29 protein-coding genes are annotated in these 26,362 nt (G+C 30.1%); 20 read left to right on the forward strand and 9 right to left on the reverse strand.

Going from position 1 to position 26,362, the window contains the following annotated elements:
• The first annotated feature begins 1 nt into the window (after position 1).
• Genes KQS_RS00725 through KQS_RS00735 form a run of 3 tightly spaced genes read left to right on the forward strand, consistent with a single transcriptional unit; the run spans position 2 to position 2,790 of the window.
• Positions 2–544: a CopD family protein gene (locus tag KQS_RS00725; protein ID WP_014387290.1), complete on the forward strand. Its 543-nt coding sequence runs from the start codon at positions 2–4 to the stop codon at positions 542–544.
• The gene (locus tag KQS_RS00730; RefSeq protein WP_014387291.1) at positions 537–2,006 is read left to right on the forward strand and encodes a sensor histidine kinase; all 1,470 of its coding nucleotides are present in this window, start codon (positions 537–539) and stop codon (positions 2,004–2,006) included. Before KQS_RS00725 ends, KQS_RS00730 begins: the two co-directional genes overlap by 8 nt.
• A 7-nt stretch (positions 2,007–2,013) precedes the next feature.
• Positions 2,014–2,790, forward strand: coding sequence for an enoyl-CoA hydratase/isomerase family protein (locus KQS_RS00735; RefSeq protein ID WP_014387292.1), 777 nt, complete (start codon positions 2,014–2,016; stop codon positions 2,788–2,790).
• Between the two features lie 15 nt (positions 2,791–2,805).
• Here the strand turns inward: KQS_RS00735 and KQS_RS00740 are convergent, their stop codons facing one another.
• The 4 genes from KQS_RS00740 to KQS_RS00755 all read right to left on the reverse strand — a co-directional run bounded on the left by KQS_RS00740 (position 2,806) and on the right by KQS_RS00755 (position 8,136).
• Entirely contained in the window at positions 2,806–3,420 is a 615-nt protein-coding gene (locus tag KQS_RS00740) for a lipoprotein signal peptidase (RefSeq protein WP_014387293.1), read from the reverse strand.
• Positions 3,421–3,549: 129 nt separating this feature from the next.
• Positions 3,550–3,897 (reverse strand): toxin-antitoxin system YwqK family antitoxin, encoded by a 348-nt coding sequence (locus tag KQS_RS00745; protein ID WP_014387294.1) that lies wholly within the window; start codon positions 3,895–3,897, stop codon positions 3,550–3,552.
• Between the two features lie 158 nt (positions 3,898–4,055).
• Positions 4,056–5,222, reverse strand: a complete 1,167-nt coding sequence (locus tag KQS_RS00750) for a hypothetical protein (protein WP_014387295.1) — start codon at positions 5,220–5,222, stop codon at positions 4,056–4,058.
• A gap of 145 nt (positions 5,223–5,367) precedes the next feature.
• Entirely contained in the window at positions 5,368–8,136 is a 2,769-nt protein-coding gene (locus tag KQS_RS00755) for a TonB-dependent receptor (RefSeq protein ID WP_014387296.1), read from the reverse strand.
• A 182-nt stretch (positions 8,137–8,318) separates the two neighbouring features.
• On the opposite strand from KQS_RS00755, the gene KQS_RS00760 reads away from it, so the two are divergent.
• Positions 8,319–9,008 (forward strand): response regulator transcription factor, encoded by a 690-nt coding sequence (locus KQS_RS00760; protein ID WP_014387297.1) that lies wholly within the window; start codon positions 8,319–8,321, stop codon positions 9,006–9,008.
• Complete coding sequence (locus tag KQS_RS00765; protein WP_014387298.1) at positions 9,008–10,054, forward strand: sensor histidine kinase; 1,047 nt, start codon at positions 9,008–9,010, stop codon at positions 10,052–10,054. Before KQS_RS00760 ends, KQS_RS00765 begins: the two co-directional genes overlap by 1 nt.
• Here KQS_RS00765 and KQS_RS00770 read toward each other — a convergent pair.
• Complete coding sequence (locus KQS_RS00770; protein WP_014387299.1) at positions 10,028–11,089, reverse strand: glycosyltransferase; 1,062 nt, start codon at positions 11,087–11,089, stop codon at positions 10,028–10,030. The two genes, KQS_RS00765 and KQS_RS00770, sit on opposite strands and share 27 nt — an antisense overlap.
• Before the next feature lie 176 nt (positions 11,090–11,265).
• Between KQS_RS00770 and trmB the strand changes: the two genes are divergently transcribed.
• From trmB to KQS_RS00845, 15 genes are all read left to right on the forward strand, one after another.
• Positions 11,266–11,940, forward strand: coding sequence for a tRNA (guanosine(46)-N7)-methyltransferase TrmB (gene trmB / locus KQS_RS00775; protein WP_014387300.1), 675 nt, complete (start codon positions 11,266–11,268; stop codon positions 11,938–11,940).
• Positions 11,940–12,569 carry a LysE family transporter gene (locus tag KQS_RS00780; protein WP_014387301.1) on the forward strand — a complete coding sequence of 210 codons (630 nt, stop codon included), beginning with the start codon at positions 11,940–11,942 and terminating at the stop codon, positions 12,567–12,569. Before trmB ends, KQS_RS00780 begins: the two co-directional genes overlap by 1 nt.
• 18 nt (positions 12,570–12,587) lie before the next feature.
• Positions 12,588–12,914, forward strand: a complete 327-nt coding sequence (locus tag KQS_RS00785) for an MGMT family protein (protein WP_014387302.1) — start codon at positions 12,588–12,590, stop codon at positions 12,912–12,914.
• A gap of 150 nt (positions 12,915–13,064) precedes the next feature.
• Positions 13,065–14,198, forward strand: a complete 1,134-nt coding sequence (locus KQS_RS00790; protein WP_014387303.1) for an Mrp/NBP35 family ATP-binding protein — start codon at positions 13,065–13,067, stop codon at positions 14,196–14,198.
• A gap of 65 nt (positions 14,199–14,263) precedes the next feature.
• Complete coding sequence (locus KQS_RS00795; protein ID WP_014387304.1) at positions 14,264–14,503, forward strand: NifU family protein; 240 nt, start codon at positions 14,264–14,266, stop codon at positions 14,501–14,503.
• A 73-nt stretch (positions 14,504–14,576) separates the two neighbouring features.
• Positions 14,577–15,629: an NAD(P)/FAD-dependent oxidoreductase gene (locus tag KQS_RS00800; protein WP_014387305.1), complete on the forward strand. Its 1,053-nt coding sequence runs from the start codon at positions 14,577–14,579 to the stop codon at positions 15,627–15,629.
• Position 15,630: 1 nt separating this feature from the next.
• Entirely contained in the window at positions 15,631–15,963 is a 333-nt protein-coding gene (locus KQS_RS00805; RefSeq protein WP_014387306.1) for a 2Fe-2S iron-sulfur cluster-binding family protein, read from the forward strand.
• 84 nt (positions 15,964–16,047) lie between these two features.
• Positions 16,048–16,410, forward strand: coding sequence for an S-adenosylmethionine decarboxylase (speD, locus tag KQS_RS00810; protein WP_014387307.1), 363 nt, complete (start codon positions 16,048–16,050; stop codon positions 16,408–16,410).
• The gene (locus KQS_RS00815) at positions 16,410–17,798 is read left to right on the forward strand and encodes a DUF4178 domain-containing protein (protein ID WP_014387308.1); all 1,389 of its coding nucleotides are present in this window, start codon (positions 16,410–16,412) and stop codon (positions 17,796–17,798) included. Before speD ends, KQS_RS00815 begins: the two co-directional genes overlap by 1 nt.
• 1 nt (position 17,799) lies before the next feature.
• Positions 17,800–17,982 (forward strand): hypothetical protein, encoded by a 183-nt coding sequence (locus KQS_RS00820; protein ID WP_014387309.1) that lies wholly within the window; start codon positions 17,800–17,802, stop codon positions 17,980–17,982.
• A gap of 31 nt (positions 17,983–18,013) precedes the next feature.
• Positions 18,014–18,220, forward strand: a complete 207-nt coding sequence (locus KQS_RS00825; protein ID WP_014387310.1) for a DUF350 domain-containing protein — start codon at positions 18,014–18,016, stop codon at positions 18,218–18,220.
• Entirely contained in the window at positions 18,213–19,724 is a 1,512-nt protein-coding gene (locus KQS_RS00830) for a polyamine aminopropyltransferase (RefSeq protein WP_014387311.1), read from the forward strand. The genes KQS_RS00825 and KQS_RS00830 overlap by 8 nt, the downstream gene beginning before the upstream one ends.
• Positions 19,702–21,315: a flavin monoamine oxidase family protein gene (locus KQS_RS00835; RefSeq protein WP_051149654.1), complete on the forward strand. Its 1,614-nt coding sequence runs from the start codon at positions 19,702–19,704 to the stop codon at positions 21,313–21,315. The genes KQS_RS00830 and KQS_RS00835 overlap by 23 nt, the downstream gene beginning before the upstream one ends.
• Positions 21,312–22,319, forward strand: coding sequence for a hypothetical protein (locus KQS_RS00840; RefSeq protein WP_014387313.1), 1,008 nt, complete (start codon positions 21,312–21,314; stop codon positions 22,317–22,319). The genes KQS_RS00835 and KQS_RS00840 overlap by 4 nt, the downstream gene beginning before the upstream one ends.
• Before the next feature lie 205 nt (positions 22,320–22,524).
• The gene (locus tag KQS_RS00845) at positions 22,525–23,829 is read left to right on the forward strand and encodes a phage integrase SAM-like domain-containing protein (RefSeq protein WP_041252146.1); all 1,305 of its coding nucleotides are present in this window, start codon (positions 22,525–22,527) and stop codon (positions 23,827–23,829) included.
• A 521-nt stretch (positions 23,830–24,350) separates the two neighbouring features.
• Here KQS_RS00845 and KQS_RS00850 read toward each other — a convergent pair.
• The 4 genes from KQS_RS00850 to KQS_RS00865 form a co-directional block, all read right to left on the reverse strand.
• Positions 24,351–24,665 (reverse strand): helix-turn-helix domain-containing protein, encoded by a 315-nt coding sequence (locus tag KQS_RS00850; protein WP_014387315.1) that lies wholly within the window; start codon positions 24,663–24,665, stop codon positions 24,351–24,353.
• A 13-nt stretch (positions 24,666–24,678) separates the two neighbouring features.
• The gene (locus KQS_RS00855; protein WP_157868372.1) at positions 24,679–24,915 is read right to left on the reverse strand and encodes a hypothetical protein; all 237 of its coding nucleotides are present in this window, start codon (positions 24,913–24,915) and stop codon (positions 24,679–24,681) included.
• Positions 24,916–24,947: 32 nt separating this feature from the next.
• Positions 24,948–25,685 carry a hypothetical protein gene (locus KQS_RS00860; RefSeq protein ID WP_014387317.1) on the reverse strand — a complete coding sequence of 246 codons (738 nt, stop codon included), beginning with the start codon at positions 25,683–25,685 and terminating at the stop codon, positions 24,948–24,950.
• Positions 25,686–25,865: 180 nt separating this feature from the next.
• Positions 25,866–26,360 carry a hypothetical protein gene (locus tag KQS_RS00865; protein WP_014387318.1) on the reverse strand — a complete coding sequence of 165 codons (495 nt, stop codon included), beginning with the start codon at positions 26,358–26,360 and terminating at the stop codon, positions 25,866–25,868.
• Positions 26,361–26,362 lie beyond the last annotated feature (2 nt).

Consider the following 26,362-nt stretch of genomic DNA (forward strand, 5'->3'; position numbering starts at 1 on the left):
AATGGATTTGTATAGTACTATAAAATCGCTCCATTTAATTTTTGTAATTACGTGGTTTGCCGGTTTGTTTTATATAGTTAGACTTTTTGTTTACCATGCAGAAGCTAAACAAATGAAAGAACCTGAGCAAAGTATTTTGATAAAACAATATCAATTAATGCAGTACCGATTATGGTATATTATTACTTGGCCAAGCGCTGTTTTAGCTAGCATTTTTGCGTTTAGTTTACTTTATCTAAACCCAGAATGGTTAACCCAAAAGTGGATGCACGTTAAATTAGTATTTGTTTTGTTATTGTACTTGTACCAATTAAAATGTCATCAAATTTTTAAGCAATTACAAAACAATCAAGTAAAGCATACTTCTAATTTTTTCAGAATATGGAATGAAGGAGCTACAATTATCTTGTTTTCAGTTGTGTTTTTAGTAATATTAAAGAATGCAATAAATTGGATTTTTGGTGTAATTGGTATTATTTTGTTTTCAGTACTCTTAATGATCGGATTTAAAATGTACAAAAAAATTAGAGAAAAAAATGTTTAAGTGGTATCAATTAAGTGGGTATTCATTAAGACAAAGAATTTTTTTGTCCATGATACTACTTACCATTTTTTCATCAATACTAATATCATTAGTATCGGTTTATCATTTTAGATATGAAGCAAGAGAATACCATGAGGAACGATTGTCTAGAAAAGAAAATTCGATAAAACAACACATTGAATATATTTTAAAAAATACACCTCATAAGCTAACAGAGGAAAATACATTTAAAATTTTTAGAAATAAAATTTTTGAGTTGTCCGATATTCATGGATTAGAAGTGAATTTTTTTAATTTAAAAGGGCGATTAATTCTTTCCTCAAATCCGTATTATTATACGAATAATAAAACAATACAATTAAGAAAGGAAACGTTGAATAAATTAACGTCCTCTTCAAAGCAAAGAATTTTATTTGTAAGGATTAATGAGGATAAACAAAATATTATTTCTTCTTATTCATTTATTAAAAATAATAATTTTAAAAATTTTGCTATTTTAAACATTCCATATGTAGAGAGTAATGATTTTTATAATGAAGAGGTCCAGAAATTTCTCGAAAGATACTTGCAGGTTTATGTATTAATGTTGATAATTTCAATTTATTTTTCTTTTGCACTCTCCAAAACGATTACTAAATCATTAACTCAAATTTCTGAAAAACTTGAAATAACACAATTAAATCAGAGAAATGAGAAATTAACTTTACAACCCGGTGACCAGGAAATTAATGCATTAATTAATGCCTATAATACGATGGTTGATAAATTAGAAGAAAGTGCTCAAAAATTAGCTCAAAACGAAAGAGAACATGCTTGGCGAGAAATGGCTAAACAAGTGGCGCATGAAATAAAAAATCCGCTGACACCCATGAAATTGACAGTTCAGAGTTTTCAGAGAAGATTTAATCCGGAAGATCCTGCAATTATTCAAAAATTAAATGATTATTCAGAAACTTTAATTCAACAGATAGATACAATGACTGCCGTAGCTAGTGCGTTTTCAAATTTTGCCTCTATGCCAGCTCAAGAAAATGAATCGTTAAATATGGTTAAAGTTGCTAAAATTGCTCTGGAAATTTTTAACGAAGAGTATATTCAATTTATTGCAAATGACCAAGAGATTATTATTCATTTTGATAAAACACAATTAGTTCGTATTGTAACTAATTTGGTTAAAAATGCTATTCAAGCAATTCCTAAAGAACAAGAAAATAAAATTGTACAAGTTATATTGGAAAAAAATAACGATAAAGTAAAATTATTTGTAGTAGACAATGGTGTTGGAATTGAAGAAGAAAAGAAATTGTTAATATTTGAGCCTAAGTTTACTACTAAAACTAGTGGAATGGGATTAGGTTTAGCGATAATAAAAAATATAGTTGAGAATTATGACGGAATCATTACTTTTGAATCTGAGTTAGGGAAAGGCTCAACTTTTTGTGTAGAATTACCCATAAAATAATTATAAAATGGAAAATATTTTAGTTGAAAAATTAAATCAAATAGCGGTTGTTACTATTAATAGACCTACAAAATTAAACGCTTTAAACAAAGCTACAATTGAAGAATTGCATCATGCTTTTGGTAGTTTAGATAAAGATGCAGAGGTAAAAGCAATTATTGTAATAGGAAGTGGAGAAAAAGCTTTTGTTGCGGGTGCTGATATCTCAGAATTTGCTGATTTTTCTGCAGAACAAGGAAGAACTTTAGCAGCTAAAGGACAAGAATTATTATTTGATTTTGTTCAAAATTTAGCAACACCTGTAATAGCAGCTGTTAATGGTTTTGCTCTTGGTGGAGGTTTAGAATTAGCGATGTCTTGTCATTTTAGAGTTGCTTCTTCAAATGCAAAAATGGGATTACCAGAAGTAACCTTAGGTGTTATTCCAGGTTATGGTGGAACCCAACGATTAGCTCAATTAGTCGGTAAAGGTAGAGCAATGGAAATGATTATGACGGCGAGTATGATTGATGCTGAAACGGCTAAAAATTATGGTTTAGTAAATCATGTAGTTCCACAAGATGAATTATTAGAATTTGTAAAAGGAATTGCTGCTAAAATAACAAATAATTCAAGTGTAGCTATTGCTAAAGCGATACAGGCGGTAAATGCTAATTACACAGATGGTGTAAATGGATTTGAAGTAGAAATTGCTAATTTTGGTGCTTGTTTTGCAACAGAAGATTTTAAAGAAGGAACAACTGCATTTTTAGAAAAAAGAAAAGCAGTGTTTCCAGGAAAATAAAAATATAAAGGAGGCTTAAGCCTCCTTTTTTTGTTCGTTAAAACACTTTTTATTAAAAACTATTAGTATTCCAAAGCCAGTAGAAATAGCCACATCGGCTACATTAAATATGGCATTAAAAAATGAAAATCCACCAGCAGCGTCTTTAAATGGAAACCACGAAGGTACATTTTCAAATCTGTAAATTGGAAAGTAAAACATATCTACTACTTTACCATGAAACAAAGTGCCATATGGTTCGTTTGAAAATATAGTTGCAACTTGTCCGTAGCTATCATTAAATAGAATACCATAAAAGACGGAATCAATAATGTTTCCTATTGCACCTGCCATAATTAAAACAATGGCAACAAGTAAATAGTTAGAAACTTTTTTATTTATTGAATCCCAAAGCCACCAAGCTAATCCGCCAACTGCAATAATTCTAAATAGGGTTAAAAACAATTTGCCGTAATCACCTGGTAATTCTAATCCCCAAGCCATGCCTTCGTTTTCAATAAATTGAATTTTAAACCATTCAAAAACAGTTACACTATCCCCAATTGCAAAATTTGTTTTGATGTACACTTTGCTTGCTTGGTCTATTAATAATATAATAAAGATGTATAAATAGGCTTTTTTGATGCTCATAAATTAAATTTTATGCAAAAATAGATTTTAATTTATATAGTTACATTTTTTTTACAAATTTTATAACATATTCAAAAAAAAACTACGCTTAATAAAGCGTAGTTTATAATACTTTTGAATGGATGTGTATTATTTTACTGCTAAGTTATTCGTGTAGAATTTTTTTACTTCTGCAATGGTGTTATCTTCATAAGAAACACTACTTACTTCATTTCCTTTATAGAAATTCCATAAACCTGCTTTTTTTCCATCTTTAAAAGAACCTTCAGCAATTAATCCACCGTTTTCATCATACGATTTCCATAATCCATTGCTTTTCCCGTCTACGTAATTTCCTTCGTGCATTACCTTGCCATTATCATGGTAGTATTTTACTCTGTATGTATCTGGTGCAATTTCTTCAGCTGTAGGTTTTACTTCTTGAGCAAATCCAAATGATAAAAATAATAAACCGCAAATTGTCATTAAAGCTTTCATAATCATGTAGTTTTAGAGGTTAATAATTCAAAGCTATTAAATTAATTTACATAAAACAAACATTTACTTAACAATTTCGTAACATTGGTGAAAACTTAACATTGGAGTAAAAAAAAACAGCTCAATAAGAGCTGCTTTTTATAAGTATTTTAGTTTTATTATTGAATTAAACTAGCGCCATTTACTGTTGACCAAGCTCCATTTGTTAAAGTAGCACCTGTTGCAGTTGTACTTGTTGTATATTGACCTGCAGGGAAAGTTACAGTAAAAGCAGAACTTCCAGCTCCAGTTTGTGGTGTAGTACCAACAATTTTAACATCAGTCAACTTAATTTTACTTCCATTAACTTGATTAGTGTTGGTAGACGCATCTTGAATTCTACACACTACAGCATTAGCATCTGTTGTATAACCTGCAATTAAAATGTTGCTATAATCACCATTTCCTTCTTTTTTAAATTGTATTGCATCGTATTCTGCAGCACCATTTTCAGTTAATGTGCCAGCAGCTCTTTTTAAAGTAATGTTAGTAACTTTAGGCCAAAAAGAGTTGTTTACAGATTTTGATTCGATTTCCATTCCAAAGTTACCTGTTCCAACTTGGTATGCATACCAATTGGTATTGTCTTGACCTCTCCAACCATCTTGCCAATCAAATGAGTCGTCATAATTACCATAAGAGATTAAATTTTTACCACTTACTGTTCCGCCGTAAAATTCATAACCGTCGTCTGCGCCTTTGTAAGAAACTAAGTTTTCTAATACTGTTCCTGAACCTACCGAATAAAATGAGAATCCATTCATTTCTGAAGTACCATCAGTAATTTTTTTACCTGCGTATTCTACACGAACATATTTTAATGAACCACCATTGTGAGTAGGGTTAGTTCCTCCATACGGTAAAGCCAAACCATCTTCAGAAGTTGCAGTTGTAACTCCACCAGCACCAACAATTGGAGCATCACCATACATGATTATCCCTCCCCAAGAACCTGGAGTTTGAGAAGATTCTGTAAATACAACTGGTTCTGCAGCTGTTCCATTGATAATTAATTTACCACCGTTTTCTACTACAAGTGCGTCTACACCATCTGCAACATTTGCTGTAATTTTTGATCCAGCATCAAAAGTTACCGTGACACCCGATTTAATTCTTACAATTCCTTTTAATGAATAATTTCCAAATGCATACGTTTTGTTTGCAGTAATATCGCCAGTGATTTCGCCTGTAGCAGGACCGTTAGTGGTAGTAGTCTCATCGTCCTCTTCAGAACAACCTGTGAATAATAAACTTAGTACCGTTAAGCTTAAAACTAATTTTTTCATTGTGTCGTTTTTTATTTGTTTTTTGATAGGACAAAATTAAAAGGGGTTAATAATCTTATAGTTAGCGAAGTATTATTAAATTTTTAAGTATTTTGTTCTATGTAAATTTTTTGTAAACAAAAAAACCTGCTTATGCAGGTTTTTATTAAAAGGTATAACTTAAGCTTAAACTTAGTCCCACTCCTTTTTTGTATTCTTTTAGTAGTAGTGACGGTTCTGTTATTTGAATTTCACTATTATTGCCTAATTGAAATCTTTGGTAAGGATTTAAAATATTGTCTGCCGAAAATTTAGCACTTAAGTTTTTTGTTAACTTACTTGAGTAAACAAAATCTAGTTTGTGGAATGGCATTTCATAGATGTGATCTAATCCTGCTGTACCCACAGCAAAAATGCTTTTTCCTTTTACGCCATAAACCAAGGATACGGTGTTTTTAATTTCTTTACCTAAATTAAATTCGTATTTAGCATCGGCATTTAAAACCCAATTAGATGCTCCTTGTAATTCTCTACTTGGATTGTTCTCTAATTGATTGTCATCTGAAATTTCAACTTTTGTTTTCATTACAGAAGCATTTAATCCAACTGAAAAATTATCTAAATTTTTAGCAATATGTGCCATGTTAAAAATAAATTCGAATTCAGCACCGTATAAATTAGCAACTTTAGAGTTTTGGAAAGTTGTGATTTGAGTGGCACTAGGTTTGAAAATTCTTTCAATAGGATCTTGAATGTTTTTACCATAAACACCAACTGCTACCATGTCTTTTTTATCAGAGAAAAATTCGTATTTTAAATCAGCATTTAAATTTTCAGTGTCTTTTAAACCTCCATTTCCTGTTTCAACGGTACCATCGGGATTTACAAATTGTACAGGTAAAACTTCCATTAATACTGGTCTTGTAATGGTTTTAGAAGCTGCCAAACGAAGATTTGCTTTGTCTGTTAATGCATATTTTGAATTAATTGAAGGTAAAATATAGTTTTTCTTTTCAGTATTCTTTCTGTATTTACTATCAAATGAATCAGCTATTGTCCTAAATTTTATAGTTCTGTCAGATGTTTCAAATCGAACACCACCATTAATTTCTAATTTTTCAGTTAAATTAAAGAATAGGTTAGCATAGCCTGCATTTACAAATTGATTTAATTTTACTTTGTAATCTGCAGTTGATTCTTCTCTTTCGAAAACTAATCCGTTGTCAATGTCAGATAAAATTTGATCATTAATGTCATTTAATGAAGTAGTAACCGTGTAACTTCCACTTAATGCTCTGGTTGAGAAAAATCGGTAATTAGAAACTATACTGTTCTTAAATGAATTATATCCTAATGATAATTTGTTTGATTTACCATTGATTTCTTTTCCAAATTTAAAATTGTATTCAAACATACCGCTTACATAATAATTCCCTTTTATATTAAAATGTTGACGATTTAGCGTGTTGCCTCCATACGAATTTTCAAACGAACCATCTGAATTTAATTTCCCGTCTAAGAATTTTCTATCGGGTAATTCATATAATGTTTTTACATAAGAGATTCCACCTTTAACACTATGTTTGTCATCAGAAGTTAATTTGTAACTTGCTAATAATTGGTTGTTAAAGTAATCAGATTGTTCAAATTGGTTTGTTCTAACTAATCTGTTTGGCGTGCTTTTTTGATTAGATAATATACCATATTGATCCTTAATTAAGCTTTCAGTAGTTCTAATGTAAATAGAATTTGTAGCTACTTGTAATCGATTCGATTTATATTTCAATCCAACTAATGTAGAAGCATTAGTTTGATAACTATATGATTGTGAATATAAATCATTATTGTATTCGCCTAACCCTTCAATAAATGAACGTTCAACACCTCTTCTTACTTGATATTTATTGTCGCCGTTTAAGGAAATTAAATAGGAGAATGAACGATTGTTGTTGAATTTAAATTTGTCAGAATGACTAAAACTAATGCTGTTGTTAATTGGAGCACCTACTTTATCAACGTTCCAAGAACTGTTTTTATATCCTTCTTTATATTGAGCAGAAGTTAATCTGTACGCGCCAATAGTACCATAGGCATTTGGTAATTCTCTATATTTTTTTTGAATACCAAAAAATCCATCCGTGTTGTTTGCAGATTCAGAAATTAAAAAATCATTTCCGTTGTTGTTGGTAACATATCCAAATCCAACACTTAATTTAGTTTGCGATGATTGAGGTTCTGTAGTTTCAACATTAATTGTTGCTCCAGCAAAATCACCTGGAATATTTGGGTTAAATGTTTTAAAAACGCCTAAAACACCAACGATGTCCGTTGGAAATAAGTCTAATGGAATAATTTTCTTAAAAGGACTGTTTGAGGGAGCTTGTAAATCATTAATTAATAAATTATTGTAGCGGTTTTCTAAACCTCTTACAAATAAACCTCTAGATTCTGCTTTAGTAATTCCTGTTACTTTGGTTAACCCTTCTTCCACATCACTGATTCCTTTTCTTTCCATTTCCTGAGAACCAATACTTTGTTTCATTTCAACCGCTTTTTGTTGCTCTTTCAATAAAGCTGTTTCAGTTGTTTTCTTAACAGAGACTTTTACAACTACTTCTTCAATTTTTGAAGAGTTTTCTTGTAAGCTAGTATTTACTTCTAAAGTTTGTCCTGAAGTTAATGTTATGTTTTTCTCATATGATTTATAACCAACAAATGAAAAAACCAACGTGAAATTTCCTGGTTTTACATTTAATTCGTAACTTCCATTCACATCAGTGTCAGTTTTGTAACCTGTTCCTTTTAAGGACACAGATACAAATCCTAAAGGTTGATTGCTGTCTTTATCCGTTACAATACCTTTAATTTTAGTAGTGTTTTGAGCAAAACTGATTACAGATAAAAATAACCAGAATAGTAAAAATTTAATTTTCATGGAGTTGTGTTTATTTTTGGTGCAAAATAAAGTCATGTAAATTATGCGATTGTTATTGAGATGTTATTTGTAAGTTTGTTAAAAGTTAAGTTATAGTTAATAGATTAAATTACCGTTAAGTGAAAGTTTTCTATCATTTTTATCTTTAACTTTACCGAAATATTGAATGAAATTTCACTGAAATGAAGAAAAAAGACATCAAAATTTTATTAGTTGATGATGAACCGGATATCTTAGAGATTGTTGGCTATAATTTAGCTCAAGCTGGATACCAAATATCTACAGCGTCAAACGGTAAAGAAGCTGTTAAACAGGCTATTAAAGTAAAACCGCATTTGATCATTATGGATGTAATGATGCCAGAAATGGATGGAATGGAAGCTTGTGAACAAATTAGAGAAATCCCTGATTTAAAAGATGTAATTATAACATTTTTAACAGCTAGAAATGAGGATTACTCACAAGTGGCTGGATTTGAAGTTGGCGCTGATGATTATATAGCTAAACCGATTAAACCAAAATTATTAGTAAGCAAAGTGAAAGGCTTATTAAGAAGACTAAAAGAAGATGAAGAAAATACGGATTCTACTTCAATTTTAGTTGGAAACTTGCAAATTAATAGAGAAGAATACAAAGTTGTAAAAGATAACCAAACCATTGTTTTGCCAAGAAAAGAATTTGAATTGTTATATTTACTAGCCTCAAAACCTGGAAAAGTGTTTACAAGAGCCGAAATATTAGATAAAGTTTGGGGTAATGAAGTAATTGTGGGGGGTAGAACTATTGATGTTCATATTCGAAAATTGAGAGAAAAAATAGACGACGACATTTTTAAAACGATTAAAGGTGTGGGTTATAAAATAGAATTTTAATGGGTGTAAATTTTAAAAAATCCTACAAATTTGCCTTTAAATCATCATTATACATCTCAATATTTTTATTGGGATGTCTTAGTTTATATCATTTTCTTTTTGAAAAAATTGATGTGTTTTTTCTGTTTTTCTTTCCTGTAGGGCTTTTTGTTTTTAGTTTCTTTTTAATTCAATACAGAGTTGAGATATTTATTTACAAAAGAATTAAAAAATTATATGATGAAGTTTCTATTTTGGATGCAACTTCTTTAACCGATAAAACGGTTACTACCGATATTTCTAGCTTAACAAAAGATATTAGGAATTTTGCAAAAGAGAAAAAAATTGAAATAGAATCATTAAAAGTTCGTGAAGAATACAGAAGAGAGTTTTTAGGCAATGTTTCTCACGAATTAAAAACACCTTTGTTTACCGTACAAGGTTATTTAGATACTCTTATTGAAGGCGGGGCAATTAAAGATAAAGAGTTAAGAAAAAAATACATTGAAAGAGCGTCTAAAGGAGTAGAACGATTAATTCATATTGTTCAAGATTTAGACATGATTACTAAATTTGAATCAAACGACTTAAATTTAGAACTTTCGAGTTTTGATATTATTGACGAAATTCAAAATGTATTCGATTTGCTCGAAATGGAAGCAGATAAAAAGAATATCATTTTAATGTTTGATGAAAAATATACTTCTAGTATCATAGTTACTGCAGACAAAGAGAAAATTCAACAGGTTTTAGTGAATTTGATTATGAATTCTATTAAGTACGGTCGTGAAAACGGAACTACCGAAGTGAGTGTTGAAGTAATTAATAAAAATAAAGTGTTAGTTCGCATTCAGGATAATGGAGAAGGGATTGATAAACAACATTTGTCTAGAATTTTTGAACGTTTCTTCAGGGTAAATAAAAGTGGTTCAAGAGCTGAAGGGGGTTCAGGTTTAGGTTTAGCCATAGTTAAACATATTATTGAAGCTCATCAAGAAAAAATATTTGTACAAAGCACTCCTAAAAAAGGTTCAGAATTTTCATTTACGCTTAAAAAGGGAAAATAATTCAGCCCAATTTTTAGAAAAATCAATTTTTCTAAATCCCGTATAAATGTCAATATTGTGTAATTTTTCTGCTGTAAATTTTTCTTGTTTACAGCTAGGAATACTGCCTTCTTTTTTAAGTTTTTTAGCTAAATATTCTTGTTCAAATTGTCCTGGAGTAGGAATAAAAAAAGCTTTCTTCTCTAAAAATGCCAAATCCATTATGGTAGTATAACCCGAACGACAAATAACTTTATCACTTTCATGAATGGTTTTTTCTAATTCTTTTGAATCCATGAAATTATAAGTAGTAAGCGTTCCGTCTTTTGTAATTACTTGTTGGTTTTCTACAATACCTCTTACTAATACAATGGGGTTTTTGTAATCTTTAAGTTCTAAAAGTAATTTGTCTTCTAGTAAAGTACGTTGAGGTTCGGGCCCGGAAAGAATAATTAATAAGTCGTTTTTAACAGGGTAACTTTCTTTTTTAAATCGGGTTAAAGGTCCTATAAATCGACAATTTTTAGGTAAATTTTCAACATGACTTAGTTTGCCACTCAAATTTAAACCTTCCTTAACATCTGGAATCCAACATTGATCAAATTTTTTAATGAAATGTTGATGCAATTTTGTAGAAATCCAAGAAGTGTTTCCTGAAAGAACTTGTATTTGATGTGTTATATAAATTGATGGAATTGATTTATGATAAACCCCAAATCTATTGTCTGAAAGAATACCTTTAATAGGGTATTTTTTAATTAGTTTAGAAATAATTTTTTTTTCTCTAGCTATAGCTAAAAGTAACCGAGGAATTTGTTTTATTATTTTAAATTTAAAGTCTTTCCCATTCTTTGCATATTCAATATTATAATTGGGTAAAACTTCAAAAATGTCTTCTGGAAATTCCTTTTTTAAAAGTTCTAAACTATTTCCGTCAGAAGCAATGACAGGTGTAAACCCATTTTCTTTTAATGCTTTAATAATTGGTATACATCTTGAGGCGTGACCTAAACCCCAATTTAAAGGTGTAACAAGAATAAAAGTAGTGTTGCTCAAAATTAAAATGCTGGACAATTGATTTTAGGCAAAGATACTAACTATTATGATTTCAGAAGTGTTAATAAATGTATAATGTTAAAGGGCTGCTTTAGGTATTTCAATATTAGAGTGTTGTGTGTGAAATGTGTAATTTAAGTTTATTTTTATACTTTTACCAAAAATTTTAAAAAGTCGTGGGAAGTAAAAATAAACTGAAGAGATTTAATGAAAATGCAACGTTTTCTAATGTGATTCAGCCAACTAGAGAAGAGGTGGTGAATGGAGAATTAGAAATGAGAGGTAAATGGAACAAAGAATTTTTTAAAAATAACAATCCAATTGTGCTTGAATTAGGTTGTGGAAAAGGAGAATATACCGTTGGATTGGCTGAAAAATATCCAGAAAAAAATTTTATTGGAATTGATATAAAAGGTGCTCGTTTTTGGAGAGGAGCCAAAACTGCTGTTGAAAACAATATGAATAATGTTGGATTTTTGCGTACGCAAATTGAATTAATTGAACATTGTTTTGCAGAAAATGAAGTAGATGAAATTTGGATTACCTTTCCAGATCCGCAAATAAAATATAAAAGAACAAAACACAGAATGACCAATGCTGCGTTTTTACAACGATACAAGAAAATTTTAAAACCAAACGGTTTAATGCATTTGAAAACAGATAGTGAATTTATGCATGGTTATACATTAGGTCTTTTACATGGAGAAGGACATGAAGTGCTTTATGCCAACCATAATGTTTATAAAAATGAAGGTGCGCCTGAGGTAGTTACTTCAATTCAAACTTTTTATGAAAAACAATATTTAGAAATTAATAAACCAATTACTTATATACAATTTAAAATAAAATAGTGTCTTTTTTATTAGCTTTTGCTTGTGCAGTTCTGTTTTCGTTTATCGGCGTTCTTCCTCCAGGAATTGTCAATATGACTGTAGCTAATTATAGCGTAAAAAAAACATTAAAAAAGGCTAAAAAATTTATAAATGGAGCAATATTAGTTGTCTCTATTCAAACTATTTTGGCTTTTACTTTTGCCATTTATTTGGAATCACATCCAAAAATTATGCAAAATTTAAAAGTGGTAGGGAGTGTGGTTTTTATTGTACTTACCGTTTTTTTTCTTGGTAAAGGAATACAAAGTCATATTCAATCAAAAGATGAAGTAACAAAAGGTGTTAAAAAAAGCAAACTGAGACCTTTTGTACACGGTGTTGTTATTTCAGGGTTAAATGTTTTTCCAATACCCTATTATGCTTTTGTTGGGTTGTATTTGTCAACTTTTATAGAAGATTTTTTTACCAACCTTGTTGGATTGTTTTTTGTATTAGGAACAACTTTTGGCTCGTTTTTAGTATTTCTAAGTTATGCTTATCTGTTTAGAAAAATAAAATCAAACGTAGCTTTTTTTATAAAAAATATTAATTTTATTATCGCGTTTATTACTGCTTTAATTGCTTGTTTTACACTTTACAATTTGTAATTTTAAAATATATTTTAAATGAAAAACGATTTTTTTGAAAGAGTTTATCAAATTGTAAGACAAATTCCAGAAGGGCGCGTAACTTCTTATGGCGCCATTGCTAAAGCAATTGGAGCGGCGCGTTCCGCAAGAATGGTAGGTTATGCTATGAATGCTTCGCATCATTTAGAAGATGTACCCGCACATAGAGTAGTCAATAGAAGCGGGGTGTTAACGGGTAAACATCATTTTGATGGCACCAATTTAATGCAACAATTACTTGAAAATGAAGGAATAAAAGTGGTGAACAATCAAATTGTCGATTTTAAAAAATATTTTTGGGAGCCTTCTGTTATAAAAAAATGATGCGTCTAATAGTTTCATCAGAAAAACCTATAATACAATAACAAAGTTTTAACTTTTTCAATCTTAAACTAGTAAACTTCTTGTTATCTTTGCAATCTAAAATTAGTTTAAATAAGTATAGACCCAAATTATATTCAACGTTCAAATACAATGAAATTAGATAGAAAAGAAATTTTAGCAGTGCTAGAAACTATTACTGTAGCTGGTGAAGGTAAAAATATGGTGGAGAGCGGAGCTGTCCAAAACGTATTGACTTTTGGAGATGAAGTGGTAGTAGATGTAACTTTAAGTACGCCAGCTCTTCATATCAAAAACAGAACTGAAAGTGATATTAAAAAAGTTATTACTGAAAAATTTGGTGCTGAGGTTAAAATAAAAGTTAACATTAAAGTTGAAGTGCCAGAAAAACAAGAGAATACAATAAAAGGAAAACCAATTCCAGGTATTTCTAATATCATAGCTGTTTCTTCAGGAAAAGGAGGAGTAGGTAAGTCAACGATCACGGCAAATTTAGCAGTTTCTTTAGCTAAAATGGGATTCAAAGTAGGTGTTTTAGATGCCGATATTTATGGCCCATCTATGCCAATTATGTTTGATGTGGAAAATGCAAAACCGATTTCTGTTGAAGTAGACGGAAAATCTAAAATGCAACCAATTCAAAGTTATGGTGTAGAAATTCTTTCTATTGGATTTTTTACAAAACCAGATCAAGCAGTGATTTGGAGAGGTCCAATGGCTTCAAAAGCTTTAAACCAAATGATTTTCGATGCCAATTGGGGAGAAATTGATTTTATGTTAATCGATTTACCGCCAGGAACAGGAGATATACATTTATCAATTATGCAGTCTTTACCAATTACTGGTGCAGTAGTGGTAAGTACGCCTCAAGCGGTTGCTTTAGCTGATGCTAAAAAAGGAGTTTCAATGTTTATGTCAGATGCAGTTCAGGTTCCCGTTTTAGGAATTGTAGAGAACATGGCTTATTTTACTCCAGAAGAATTGCCAAACAATAAATATTACATTTTTGGAAAAGAAGGCGCACGTAATTTAGCGGAAGACCTAGATGTTCGTATGTTAGGTGAAATTCCATTAGTGCAAAGCATTCGCGAAGCTGGTGATTTTGGTCGTCCTGCAGCACTTCAAGAAGGTACACCTTTAGAAGCTGCTTTTGAAGAATTAGCAAGAAATGTTGTGGAAGAAACAGTGAAAAGAAACGATAATCTTCCGCCGACAGAAGCAATTAAAATTACCACTATGGCTGGTTGTTCAGCGGTAAAAAAATAACTATTTAGTCTTTATCTTGGTAAACCGATGCAAATTGGTTTGTTGAGGTGGCAAACGTTAAAAATATGACAACAGAAGAAGTAAAATTAAATGTTGAAAAAGCATTAGACGAAATCAGACCGTTTTTAAATTCAGACGGCGGAAATATTTCTTTAGTAGAAATTATAGAGGACAAACATGTTAAAGTTCGATTAGAAGGCGCTTGTACGAGTTGTAGCTTGAGTATTAGTACTATGAAAGCAGGTGTTGAAACGACTATTAAAAAATACGTTCCTCAAATTGAAACCGTTGAAAATATAGCTTAGTACTTTCAGTCTGATATATATCATATTTCAGACGTTGTAAATGAATTTACTTTGTATGCTTAAACTTTAAATCATGATTGAAACAGATATACTTATAATTGGAGCTGGTCCAACAGGACTTTTTGCGGTTTTTGAAGCCGGATTATTGCAATTAAAATGTCATATTATCGACGCCTTACCGCAACCTGGTGGGCAGTTGGCCGAATTATATCCTAAAAAACCAATCTTCGATATTCCAGGTTATCCATCTGTTTTGGCAGGTGAATTAGTCGATAATTTAATGGAACAAATCAAACAGTTTCAACCTGGTTTTACATTGTCGGAAACAGCAGAAACCATTGAAAAATTAGAGGATGGATCGTTTATAGTTACCACAAATAAAGGGACAAAACATCATGCTAAAGCGGTAGCTATTGCAGGTGGTTTGGGTACTTTTGAACCTAGAAAACCTGCTATTGAAAATATTGCTTTTTATGAAGAAAAAGGAGTAGAGTATTTTGTTAAAAACCCTGATCAATTTAAAGATAAAAATATTGTCATAGCTGGCGGGGGAGACTCGGCCTTAGATTGGAGTGTGTTTTTATCTAATATTGCAAAATCGGTAACTTTAGTGCATAGAAGAAACGAATTTAGAGGAGCTTTAGATTCTGTTGAAAAAGTGCAAGAATTAAAAAAAGCGGGTAAAATTAACCTTATTACTCCAGCAGAAGTGGTAGCCATTCATGGAGAACATCAGGTAGAAGCAGTTACATTAGAAATTAATGGTGAGCAACAAAAATTAGAAACGGATTTTTTTATTCCTCTTTTTGGACTTACTCCTAAATTAGGAGCAATTGCGAATTGGGGCTTGGAAATTGAAAAGAATGCGATTAAAGTTAATAATGCATTGGATTACCAAACCAATATTGAAGGGATTTATGCAATTGGCGATGTTAATATTTATCCTGGAAAATTAAAATTAATTTTATGCGGATTCCACGAAGCAACGTTAATGTGTCAAAGTGTTTATAACAGAATTAATCCGGGCAAACGTTATGTGTTAAAATATACTACGGTTTCTGGAGTTGACGGATTCGACGGGACTAGAAAAGAAGCAGAGAAAGCAGTCGTAAAAGCAATTGAATAATATGGCGCAAGATGTAACTATATATATTACGGATAGAAATGGTGTTAAACACGAAGTGCAAGCGCCAACCGATATGAATATGAACGTGATGGAACTAATTCGTTCTTATGAATTAGCCGAAGAAGGGACATTAGGCATTTGCGGCGGTATGGCTATGTGTGCTTCTTGCCAAGTTTATGTTTTGAATGATGTTATTTCGTTAGAGCGAAATCCAGACGAAGAAGCGATGCTAGACGAGGCTTATCATGTACAAGAAAACAGCCGATTGGGTTGTCAAATTCATATATCGGAGGATTTAGAAGGACTCGAAATTCAAATCGCACCCGAACAATAATCAAGAGCTTTTTTAGCTCTTTTTTTATTTGTAATTGTAACATTTTTTTCACATCTTCGTATAAATAGAAAATCTATTGTTATAATGTTGACAACATCCAACCTATTAGGGTTACATTCTTTACTTACGTTACATACCTTACAATTAGAAAAACTGATGAACTTGGTTGATTTTGCTTCTTTTTTAAATCAAGTGTTGGTAGATTTAAAATTAGAGCAAGTTGGAGAAGTGTTGCACGAATTTGAAAATAAAAGCTTTACAGCAACCTTTTGTTTGAAAGAATCTCATATCTGTATTCATACGTGGCCCGAAATTAATACAATCACCACAGATGTGTATTTGTGTAATTATTCTGCAGACAATACTGAAAAAGTTAGAGTGATTTCAAATTCAATTATTCGCTTTTTTGAAGCTTCTGTTGTTAAACAAATTGAAATTCAACGCTAATGACCACATTTACTTGTAAGCAATGTAACACTTCAACTTCAGTACAAAGCGAAGTGGTTATGGAAAGTTTTGGTTGTCCTTCTTGCAAAGCACTTTACTGGCAAGATAGAGGGGAATTTCGATTTAAATATAAATTCAAATACCAGCCCATTTCTTTTATGTTAAGGGTAGGACAAACCTGTAAGATTGGAACGGAATCGTATGAGATAACCGGTGTTTTGGTTAAATATTTAGGTGATTTTGTTTATGCAAGAGAATATACCATGCAGTCCACTGCGGGGAATTATAAATATTTGTCTGAATGTGAAGGGCATTGGATTTTATTGAAAGAAGTTGATGATGTAGATTTTACCAAACAAAGCAGATTGGAAATGACCTATAATTCTCTGCTTTTTAAAAAATATGATTATTACAACTCTGAAATTGTATTAGCTTCAGGTTTTTTTGATATTAGTTTAGAAAATAAACAATGTTTTACGGTGGAGTATATTGCACCACCCTATATTTTATCTTCTGAAGATTTAGATGGAAGGCATGTTTATTTGGGTGAACATATTGATAGAAAAGAAGTCAAAAAAATGTTTCAACTTACCGATTTGCCTTTTCGAAACGGGGTTGGTGTTGTTCAGCCTTTTCCAATTCATATCATCGACACGGTTAAAATCTTTTTAGTAACTGGAATTTTAATTTTACTTTGTTTTATTTTCCAAGATACAAGTGGTGAAAAAGAGGTTTTAGATACTACCATTTCTATCAATGAATTTAATAATAAAGAATATGTGTCGCCTAGTTTTGAAGTAAAAGGTTCGGCAGTACCTATAAAAATTAGTTTGTATTCTGATGTGTCAAATTCATGGGCCTATGCAGGAGTTTCGGTGGTAAACGAAAAGACGAATGAAGAAGAGTTTGCAGAACAAGATATTGAGTTTTACTCTGGTTATGAAGGGGGAGAAAGTTGGGTAGAAGGTAGTCAAAGTGAAGATTTTTATATTTGTGGTTTAAAAGCAGGTAACTATCATATTGTTGTAAATCCTACAGCTGAAAATGTAGTGCCAACAACAACAGTTGCCGTTGATTCAAAGACTAATGAACTTCCTCAAAAAGCAGTACAAATTTTAACTGCTGATGGAAAGCCTGTTGAAACTAACTTGAATCAAGTTGTTGACAGCGTTATAAAAAGTGAGCAAGCTGTAACAGCGGAACAACAAGTAAGTCCAGCAGAAAGTAAAATGTTGTCTATAAAGGCTAAAATTGAAAACCCCTCCAATTGGAATTTTGGAATTTCGTTAGTGTTATTTGTTGTACTATTAATAGCCTTGTTTATTTATAAACATTATTTTGAAACTTGGCGTTGGAGTTCTAGTAGGTACTCCCCTTATCAAGAATAATATGAAAGAATTTATAGTAAGAAATAAATGGGCATTGCTCATTGCAACCGGAATATTTTCATTGTATTTGTATGTTACTTATAATGGAAATCGTATTTGCGATTGTAAATCTACCGAGAAATATGAAAATGGTTCCACTTCTAGAGGCGGTTCTTCTGGAGTACATCGTTTTTATCATAAATAATAATATCATAAAATAATCAAAATAAGAATATATGTTAGTAAATGGATTAATCAACTCAGTAGTGTTTTCGTTAGTAGGAATAATAATCTTGTTAGTGGGTTATTTTATTATTGAAAAAACAACTCCTGAAAATACTTGGAAAGAAATTGTTCAAAATAAAAACACAGCTTTAGCTATTGTTTTTGCTGCCTTGATAATTGGAATTTCTATGATAATAAGCGCCGCTATTCATGGGTAAAAAATTATTCAAGTTTGAATATTTACTTCTATTCTCTGTTTTTATCATTGCCACTTGTGGACTAATTTATGAATTGGTCGCGGGTACTTTGGCCAGTTATTTATTGGGAGATTCTGTGAAACAGTTTTCGTTTATCATTGGAGTATATTTATTTTCAATGGGTATTGGTTCTTTTTTTGCGAAGTTCATTAAGAAAAACCAGTTAAAAACATTTGTAGAAGTAGAAATATTAGTTGGGCTCATCGGTGGTGTAAGTGCCGTTGTGCTTTTCATTTTATTTAATAAAGTAGATTATTTTCAATTTATTCTCTACTTGTTTGTTTTTTCTACCGGATTTTTAGTTGGGTTGGAAATACCACTGTTGATGAATATTTTAAAAGATAGAGTACAGTTTAGCGATCTGGTTTCTAATGTTTTTACGTTTGATTATATTGGTGCTTTGTTGGCCTCTGTTTTGTTTCCCTTAGTGCTTATTCCTCAACTAGGTGTAATGAGAACTGCTTTGTTTTTTGGAATGATAAATGTAAGTATTGCTATTTTACTTTCTTTTGTTCTTAAAAATGAAATTAAATCAAAGTTGGTGCAAATCAAAGCAATTTTGACTTTTGTTTTATTGTTGATATTGTTTCTGTTTGCTAATAAAATTTTGTCGTATTCTGAAGAAAAATTATATGGAGAAAATATCGTTTTTACCAATACTACTCCTTACCAGCGTATTGTTCTGACACACAATAAAAACGATTACAAGTTGTATTTAAATAACAATCTTCAGTTTAGTTCTGCGGATGAGTACAGGTACCATGAAGCCTTAGTTCATCCGGCATTGGAAACTGCACCAAAAATTGAACATGTTTTGGTTTTAGGAGGAGGTGATGGTTTGGCTTGTCGTGAAATTTTGAAATACAAGGAAGTTAAATCCATTACATTGGTTGATTTAGATGAAAAAATGACCAGTTTGTTTAGGGATAATCCTATTTTAGCTCATTTTAATCAAGCTTCATTTTCAAACCCTAAAGTTCGTGTTTTCAACCAAGATGCTTTTTTGTGGGTATCTTCACATCACAAAAAATACGATGTTGTTGTGATTGATTTTCCCGATCCTTCTAATTATAGTCTAGGTAAATTGTACTCTCATAGTTTTTATACGTCTCTTCAAAAAATAGTAAATCCTCATGGAGTGGTAGTTATTCAAACTACTTCACCCTACTTTGCGCCAAAATCGTTTTGGTGTATAAATGAAACCGTAAAGCAAGTCTTTAAAAATGCAGCAGCGTATCATGTATATGTTCCTTCTTTTGGGGAGTGGGGGTATACCATTGCTTCACTTCATCAGCATAATTTTGCAACATCAAAACGAAGACTTCCCAATTTAAAATTTTATAACCATCAATTCGCTACTTTGTCCGTTTTTACCAAAGATATGATGGCGCAATCGGTTGAAATTAACAGGTTAGATAATCAAATTTTAGTGCGATATTTTGATGAAGAATGGGGTAAATTATAACACATTTCACAGAAGAACATTTTTAAAATCGTTACTTGCTATCGGAATTTTTAGTCAAGTGGGTGGGTTGGTGCAATCTTGTCAAGAGCAAATAAAAAAGGTTTTATTTCGTATAACGGGAATGAATCATATTTTAGGGCATCGATTATGGGCTAAAGATTTTCCTAAAGTAACTAAAGAAATTGAAGTTGATTTTTTAATAATTGGAGCTGGAATTTCAGGTTTGTCTGCAGCAAGACAATTAAAAAAAAGAGGTGTAGAAGATTTTTTAGTGGTCGAAATGGAAACGACTACAGGGGGAAATTCAAATTTTGGACAAAATAAATATTCTAATTATCCATTGGGTGCTCATTATTTGCCATTGCCAAATTTTGAAGATAAAACTTTACTTGAATTTTTATTTGAGTCGAAAATTATAACACATTTTGAAAATGGAAAACCAATTTTTGATGAAAATCAATTGTGTTTTGATCCTAAAGAACGCTTGTTTATTAGAAATAATTGGCAAGAAGATTTGATTCCTAAATTTGGTTTATCAAATGAAGCAGAAGTTCAGTTTGAACGTTTTTTTGCATTAATGAATGAATTAAAAGAAAGTAAAGATGATCAGGGTCTTTATCATTTTATGTTGCCACTTCATATGGGTTCAAAATCGGATAAGTTTAAGTATTTAGATGATATGACAATGAAAGAATGGTTGTTATGTCAACAATTACAAAATGAAGATTTATTTTGGTATGTAGATTATTGTTGTAAAGACGATTTTGGATTGGGGATTGAATTTGTTTCTGCATGGGCAGGGGTGTTTTATTTTGCCGCTCGAAAACACAATACTTCTTATACGGATTCAGTCTTAACTTGGCCTGAAGGGAATGGGCGACTCAAACAACATCTAGAAGTTGGTGTTAAAGACCATATAAAAACACAACAATTGGCTTTTGATGTGGAAAACCAAAATGATAAAATCGAAGTAAAAGTATTTGATGATCATCTTCAAGAGACAATTTTATATAAAACAAAACAGTTGATTTGTTGTACGCCAACCTTTGTATCTTCTTATTTGTTTTCGGATAGAAAAAATTTAAAATCATTTGACTATGCACCTTGGTTTACGGCAACCTTGACTTTAGGGCCGGTTGATTTAAACGATAGTTATCCATTGTGTTGGGATAATGTTATTCATCAAGGTCAGGGTTTGGGGTATATTTATAATCAACATCAATCATTAGCTCAAGTTCAAGAACATAAGGTGATAACGTATTATTATGCGTTTTCTTCTTCCAATTCAAAAAAAGTAAGGAAGAAATTATATGCAATGAAGGAGGAAGAGTTAAAAAAACTGATTTTTGAAGATTTAAATAAAGCCCATCCAAATATAGAACAGCATGTAATTTCGGTGTCAATTTTTAAGTTAGGTCACGGTATGGTTAGTCCAAGACCGGGTTTTATTTTTGGTGAAGAAAAGAAGAGAGCAACTCTTTCCAATGATGCTAAAATTCATTTTGCTCATAGTGATTTAAGTGGTATTTCAGTTTTTGAAGAAGCATTTCATCAAGGTGTTAATGTGGTGAATAAAATAGTAAATTCATGAAAAAGTATTGGCTTAGTAAACCTTTTATAGATGTCACTTTTATTTTAGCGCCACCATTTTTGTGTTTGTTTTTGATTTTTCTTTTTCAAGATAAATTAGAGGATATCGCTGAAAAATATTCCTTCGTCAATTGGTTGCTGTTTATAGTGTTTATTGATGTTGCTCATGTCTATAGCACACTGTACAAGACGTATTTTAATCCTAAAGAAAGACAAAAATTTAAAGGTTTATTAATTAAGTTGCCACTGATTTCACTTCTTTCAGGTGTTGTTTTGTATGGAATTGGGAGTCAATTTTTTTGGTCGGTATTAGCCTATATTGCAGTGTATCATTTTATTAGGCAGCAATATGGCTTTATGCGTTTGTATGCAAGATTTGAAGAAAAAAAAACAAGTCGACTAGATGCTTTGGCTATATATAACGCAACGTTATTTCCAATGATGTATTGGTTTTTGAGTTCTAAAAGACAATTTACTTGGTTTGTAGAAGAGGAGTTTTTTACATATAATTGTCCAACTTGTTTAAAATTTCTTGAAGTTTTGTATGGGTTGATACTGCTGACTTACATTGCTATTGTTGTGTTTAACTACATCAAGTACAACCAATTTAATCTACAAAAAAACGTGTTGATTTTAGGTACCTATTTGTCTTGGTATTTTGGGATTGTATATTTCAATAATGATTTAATTTTTACGATATTAAATGTCGTTTCACATGGAGTTCCTTATATAGCTTTGATATATGTCAATCAAAAAGAAGAAAGTCATGTGTCCTTTTTTCCTCGTTTGAAAACAATTCAAGGATTGTTGGTTTTTCTTGTACTAATACTTAGCTTGGCTTTTTCAGAAGAGTTGTTATGGGAGTTTACTGTTTGGAATGAACAAATCCAATTTCATCAATTTGAAAATCCTTTTGAAAAATGGCAAATCATTCTGGTTCCTCTACTCACGGTGCCTCAATTAACGCATTATTTATTAGATGGATTTATTTGGAAAAATAAATAAAAAAAGCCCAAAAATTAACTTTTGAGCTTTAGTGCGGGTGAAAGGAGTCTTTTGATGAATTTTCATAAATGGCATTAAATTTGCAATTCAATTTAAAGCCCAATAAAAACAATTGTTAACAAAGTTTTTAATTTTTATTAATTTACATTAATTAATGATTGTTTTGAGAATTTGGGGAACAAATTGGGGAACAAATTTATTATTTATGGCTTCATTAAAGTATTTTTTAAGAGAATCTAAAACAGATTTTTCTTCTATCTATTTACGTTTTAAACATGGGACAAACTTTGATTTTAAAATTTCAACTGAAATTAAAATTCCAAAAGATAGATGGAGTGATTCTAAGCAACAAATACTTGTTACTGACTTAGTAGATTATAGAACAATAAACTCAAAATTAAAAGAGTTAGATTTATATATAAATGACGAATTTGAAAAATCAAAAATAAGTCAAGAAACAATTATTTTAAACCAAAGTTGGTTAAAAAATCTGATTAATAAATTTTTTAATAGGAGTGAAGTTGATGATGTTAGTAAAAAGGAAATTTATTTTTCTGAATTTATAGTATCATTTATAGAGGATTCTAAGACAAAAAGGAATCGTTTAGGTAATCCAATTAAACCAAGAACAATTCAACACTATAATACTACTCTTAACAAAATTAATCAGTTTGAAAACCATACAAATATTAAACTTAAAATTATTGACGTTGATTTAAAATTTCATTCAAGATTTATTGAGTTTTTAGAAAAAAATCAAAAGCTAAATCCGAATACCATTGGTGGTTACATAGATGACATTAAATTGTTTATTAATTATGCTGATAGAAAAGATTTAAAAATAAATAAAGAAACAAAGACTTCAGAGTTTTATTCACCTACAAATAAAACTCAAGATATTTATTTAAATGAAGAGGAAATTAATTCTATATATAAACACAAATTTGAAGATGATTATTTAGATAATGCAAGAGATTGGTTTATAATTGGACTTAGAACAGGTTTACGAATTTCAGACTTTTTAAAGCTATCAAACAAAAATTTAAATGAAGGTTTTATTGAACTGCAAACTATAAAAACTGATTTTCCTGTAATTATACCAATTCATCAACAAGTACAGAGCATTTTGGATAAAAGAAAAGGGAAGTTTCCAAGAACTATTTCAGACCAAAAATTCAATTCTTATATAAAAATTGTTTGTGAAAAAGTAGGTTTAAATGAAGTGGTTTTTGGTGCAAAAATGGTTGAAACTAATGTTATTGAAAATAATAAGAAAAAGATAATCCATAGAAAGAAAGCGGGTAATTTTCCGAAATATGAATTAGTAAGTTCACATATTTGCAGACGTTCATTTGCAACAAATTTATATGGTAAAATAGATACTTTAACGATTATGAAAATTACAGGTCATAAAACTGAATCTCAATTTTTATCTTATATCAAAATTACACCGAAGCAATATGCTGAAAAACTGAAAGAATATTGGAGAAAAAATGAAAGTTTGGTTTAAATTGATTTATAATTTAAAAAACATAAATACTTACTAACATAAGGATTAAAATATTTGTTCTATAATACAAACCAGGATTTATAAATTACACTAAACACAATTTTTTTATATTTTAATTTTATAGATGCTGAAATTTGATGATTTACCAAATTTAGAATGTTTAATACTTTTAGTATTTGGAATTTTTTGCTGATTGTGGTTACAATAGAAATAAACAAAGAATCATAACTTTTCAACGGTTAGGATTTCATGTTTTTACTATTAAAATAAACAGCATTTCTGAATTATAACATCAATGTCGTTTATTTTGTGGGTACAGAATACATAAGAGGTTTTATCAGAACTGACGAGGTAATTCTGTGTTAACTTTCACCACATATCCGAGCGGTCGAGTAATAGATTTTAAAAAGCATAGAGAAATTCGTCCATATCAAAAGAAGTTTGAATTTGATTTAGTTAGCGGGGAAGATTTAAAATAAAAGAAAAAATCCTAACCAATACTTGGGTTAGGATTTTTCTAATTATACTAGATTAAGGTCTTCTTTCTTTGCTGTAAAGACATCTAGTAAATATTTTTCCATGCTAGGTGCAAGATTTCTAAACAAATCAATATTTTCCTTGGGAACGTCATCTTCAGTTATGCTCAAAAAATGGACTACTGCAACTGGTACTTCTAAAACTTCACAAAGTTTTTCTAAAGTTTCTGGCTGCGGTTTATAATTACCATTAATTATTTGTGATAAAGCTGTAGTACTTTTACCAATTCGCTCTGCGACATCAATTTGCTTTAAACCTCTTTTTTTAATTAAAAGTTTTATTACTTGTCCAATTTCCATAATTATCTACTTTTTATTGACTAGTACTAGTGAAAATAAAAATCTTAGTTATGATTTCAGCCCATTTAGTACCCAAACTTATTATTTCTTCTTTGGTTCTAATCCTTGGGATTTCACTTCTTAACTCAATTAACAATTCTCTAGTTTCTGGAGGCATGTCTACATTTAATAATGCCTCATCTATTTTTAATATAATTTCTTTTTTTGTCATAATTTTAAAAATTAAATGATTAAAATATTCTCGTTTCAATTTTTCTACAATTGTAATCCAAGCATAAAATATTATGCTATTGCAGAAATAGAATGATAATCATCTAAATTTTTAAAATGAAAACTATTTATTTTTCTAAAAAAATCTCTTTTATTAAGTAGCGACTTTGATAAACTTTTTTTAATTAGCTTTGAAAGTGCTTTTATGTGGCTTAATAATAAAGTATCTTGTTTGATGTTTTCTACGCAAGTTTCGATACTTTGAGCCAATCGATGTAAAATAACATCGTCTAAATTTAATTCTTGATAATAGAAATCTTCCAAATTAATTGGAATTAATTCCGATAGTTTTAATAACTTTTGATGTAGTTCTGAACTTGAAATATCAAAATCAGAAAGCACTTCAATTGCTGAATAATCATTTACAACAATATTTTCTTGTTGGTATAAAAAATCAGAAAGGCGATTAGCGACAAAATCTAATGATTTTTTGTTTTCTTGAATCCTAGATTCTGTTACAGTTTCAAGTTTTTGAAGTTTATTTAAAGTATTCTTATAAAAATAAGAACTTCCAAAATCTAAATCATTATACTTTGTAGTTGTAAAATCTTCCCAAGAATTTATTTCTTTATAAGTACTATAATTAAGCTGGAAATTTTTTGAATAAAGGTTGTTTTTTAAATCATTTTCTCTTTTATCAACAATTTCCTTTAGAAAATTGCTATACAAAAACTCAAAAGAACATCTAGCCTCTGAAAAGTTTTCCAAAGGATATTCATCAAGTGTATATTTTGTGTTTTTGTATAACATGATTCAAATTTAAGTAAAACTTAAATAAAAAACAAATTATTTAATAAAATAATCCTAACTTTCAACGGTTAGGATTTTTTGTTTTACGTTACGTTTATTTCATAAACCAAAAACAGCAACTAAATATATTTCTCTAGTTACTGTTTTAGTGTTATTTATGTTTGTGAATTAGACATGTCCTTAATTTGGGACATTACCAATCAATTTTCCATGTTCATCAGTAATGTAACCATTATTATTAAAATAAAAGATTTTTGAATACTCATATATTGTAGTAGGTGGGTTTTTAAAACATACTTCGTTATTTTCTCGATAATTTATATCAAAGAAACTATCTGTATCACAAAATTTAATCCCATACTTTAAATCTGTTTGAAAAACTAATGGATAATATTTATCATTTATCAAAACTGAATAATTATATTGATTTATTTTTTTAAAGCCAAAATACTGATTACTAATATCTTTAATCTTAATCACTTTTAATTTGGATACATCATTAGAATAATTTTCTAATACAAAAAAATAATTTCCATCAAAATTATGCGATTTTAAATATTCATAACATGTTTTTTCTACATTAAAAGGTAGTATGTAAGTAGTTTCGTTTATTTTTGAAGACTTACATGAAACTAGTGATAAACTAGTTATAAGTATTAAAAAGATTTTATTCATAT

The sequence above is a fragment of the Flavobacterium indicum GPTSA100-9 = DSM 17447 genome (assembly GCF_000455605.1).
Lineage (GTDB): Bacteria > Bacteroidota > Bacteroidia > Flavobacteriales > Flavobacteriaceae > Flavobacterium > Flavobacterium indicum.

Coding starts and splice junctions, on each gene's coding strand:
- KQS_RS00725 (WP_014387290.1), top strand. CDS start 2: ATGGATTTGTATAGTACTATAAAATCGCTCCATTTAATTTTTGTAATT.
- KQS_RS00730 (WP_014387291.1), top strand. CDS start 537: ATGTTTAAGTGGTATCAATTAAGTGGGTATTCATTAAGACAAAGAATT.
- KQS_RS00735 (WP_014387292.1), top strand. CDS start 2,014: ATGGAAAATATTTTAGTTGAAAAATTAAATCAAATAGCGGTTGTTACT.
- KQS_RS00740 (WP_014387293.1), bottom strand. CDS start 3,420: ATGAGCATCAAAAAAGCCTATTTATACATCTTTATTATATTATTAATA.
- KQS_RS00745 (WP_014387294.1), bottom strand. CDS start 3,897: ATGAAAGCTTTAATGACAATTTGCGGTTTATTATTTTTATCATTTGGA.
- KQS_RS00750 (WP_014387295.1), bottom strand. CDS start 5,222: ATGAAAAAATTAGTTTTAAGCTTAACGGTACTAAGTTTATTATTCACA.
- KQS_RS00755 (WP_014387296.1), bottom strand. CDS start 8,136: ATGAAAATTAAATTTTTACTATTCTGGTTATTTTTATCTGTAATCAGT.
- KQS_RS00760 (WP_014387297.1), top strand. CDS start 8,319: ATGAAGAAAAAAGACATCAAAATTTTATTAGTTGATGATGAACCGGAT.
- KQS_RS00765 (WP_014387298.1), top strand. CDS start 9,008: ATGGGTGTAAATTTTAAAAAATCCTACAAATTTGCCTTTAAATCATCA.
- KQS_RS00785 (WP_014387302.1), top strand. CDS start 12,588: ATGAAAAACGATTTTTTTGAAAGAGTTTATCAAATTGTAAGACAAATT.
- KQS_RS00790 (WP_014387303.1), top strand. CDS start 13,065: ATGAAATTAGATAGAAAAGAAATTTTAGCAGTGCTAGAAACTATTACT.
- KQS_RS00795 (WP_014387304.1), top strand. CDS start 14,264: ATGACAACAGAAGAAGTAAAATTAAATGTTGAAAAAGCATTAGACGAA.
- KQS_RS00800 (WP_014387305.1), top strand. CDS start 14,577: ATGATTGAAACAGATATACTTATAATTGGAGCTGGTCCAACAGGACTT.
- KQS_RS00805 (WP_014387306.1), top strand. CDS start 15,631: ATGGCGCAAGATGTAACTATATATATTACGGATAGAAATGGTGTTAAA.
- speD (WP_014387307.1), top strand. CDS start 16,048: ATGTTGACAACATCCAACCTATTAGGGTTACATTCTTTACTTACGTTA.
- KQS_RS00815 (WP_014387308.1), top strand. CDS start 16,410: ATGACCACATTTACTTGTAAGCAATGTAACACTTCAACTTCAGTACAA.
- KQS_RS00820 (WP_014387309.1), top strand. CDS start 17,800: ATGAAAGAATTTATAGTAAGAAATAAATGGGCATTGCTCATTGCAACC.
- KQS_RS00825 (WP_014387310.1), top strand. CDS start 18,014: ATGTTAGTAAATGGATTAATCAACTCAGTAGTGTTTTCGTTAGTAGGA.
- KQS_RS00830 (WP_014387311.1), top strand. CDS start 18,213: ATGGGTAAAAAATTATTCAAGTTTGAATATTTACTTCTATTCTCTGTT.
- KQS_RS00835 (WP_051149654.1), top strand. CDS start 19,702: ATGAAGAATGGGGTAAATTATAACACATTTCACAGAAGAACATTTTTA.
- KQS_RS00840 (WP_014387313.1), top strand. CDS start 21,312: ATGAAAAAGTATTGGCTTAGTAAACCTTTTATAGATGTCACTTTTATT.
- KQS_RS00845 (WP_041252146.1), top strand. CDS start 22,525: ATGGCTTCATTAAAGTATTTTTTAAGAGAATCTAAAACAGATTTTTCT.
- KQS_RS00850 (WP_014387315.1), bottom strand. CDS start 24,665: ATGGAAATTGGACAAGTAATAAAACTTTTAATTAAAAAAAGAGGTTTA.
- KQS_RS00860 (WP_014387317.1), bottom strand. CDS start 25,685: ATGTTATACAAAAACACAAAATATACACTTGATGAATATCCTTTGGAA.
- KQS_RS00865 (WP_014387318.1), bottom strand. CDS start 26,360: ATGAATAAAATCTTTTTAATACTTATAACTAGTTTATCACTAGTTTCA.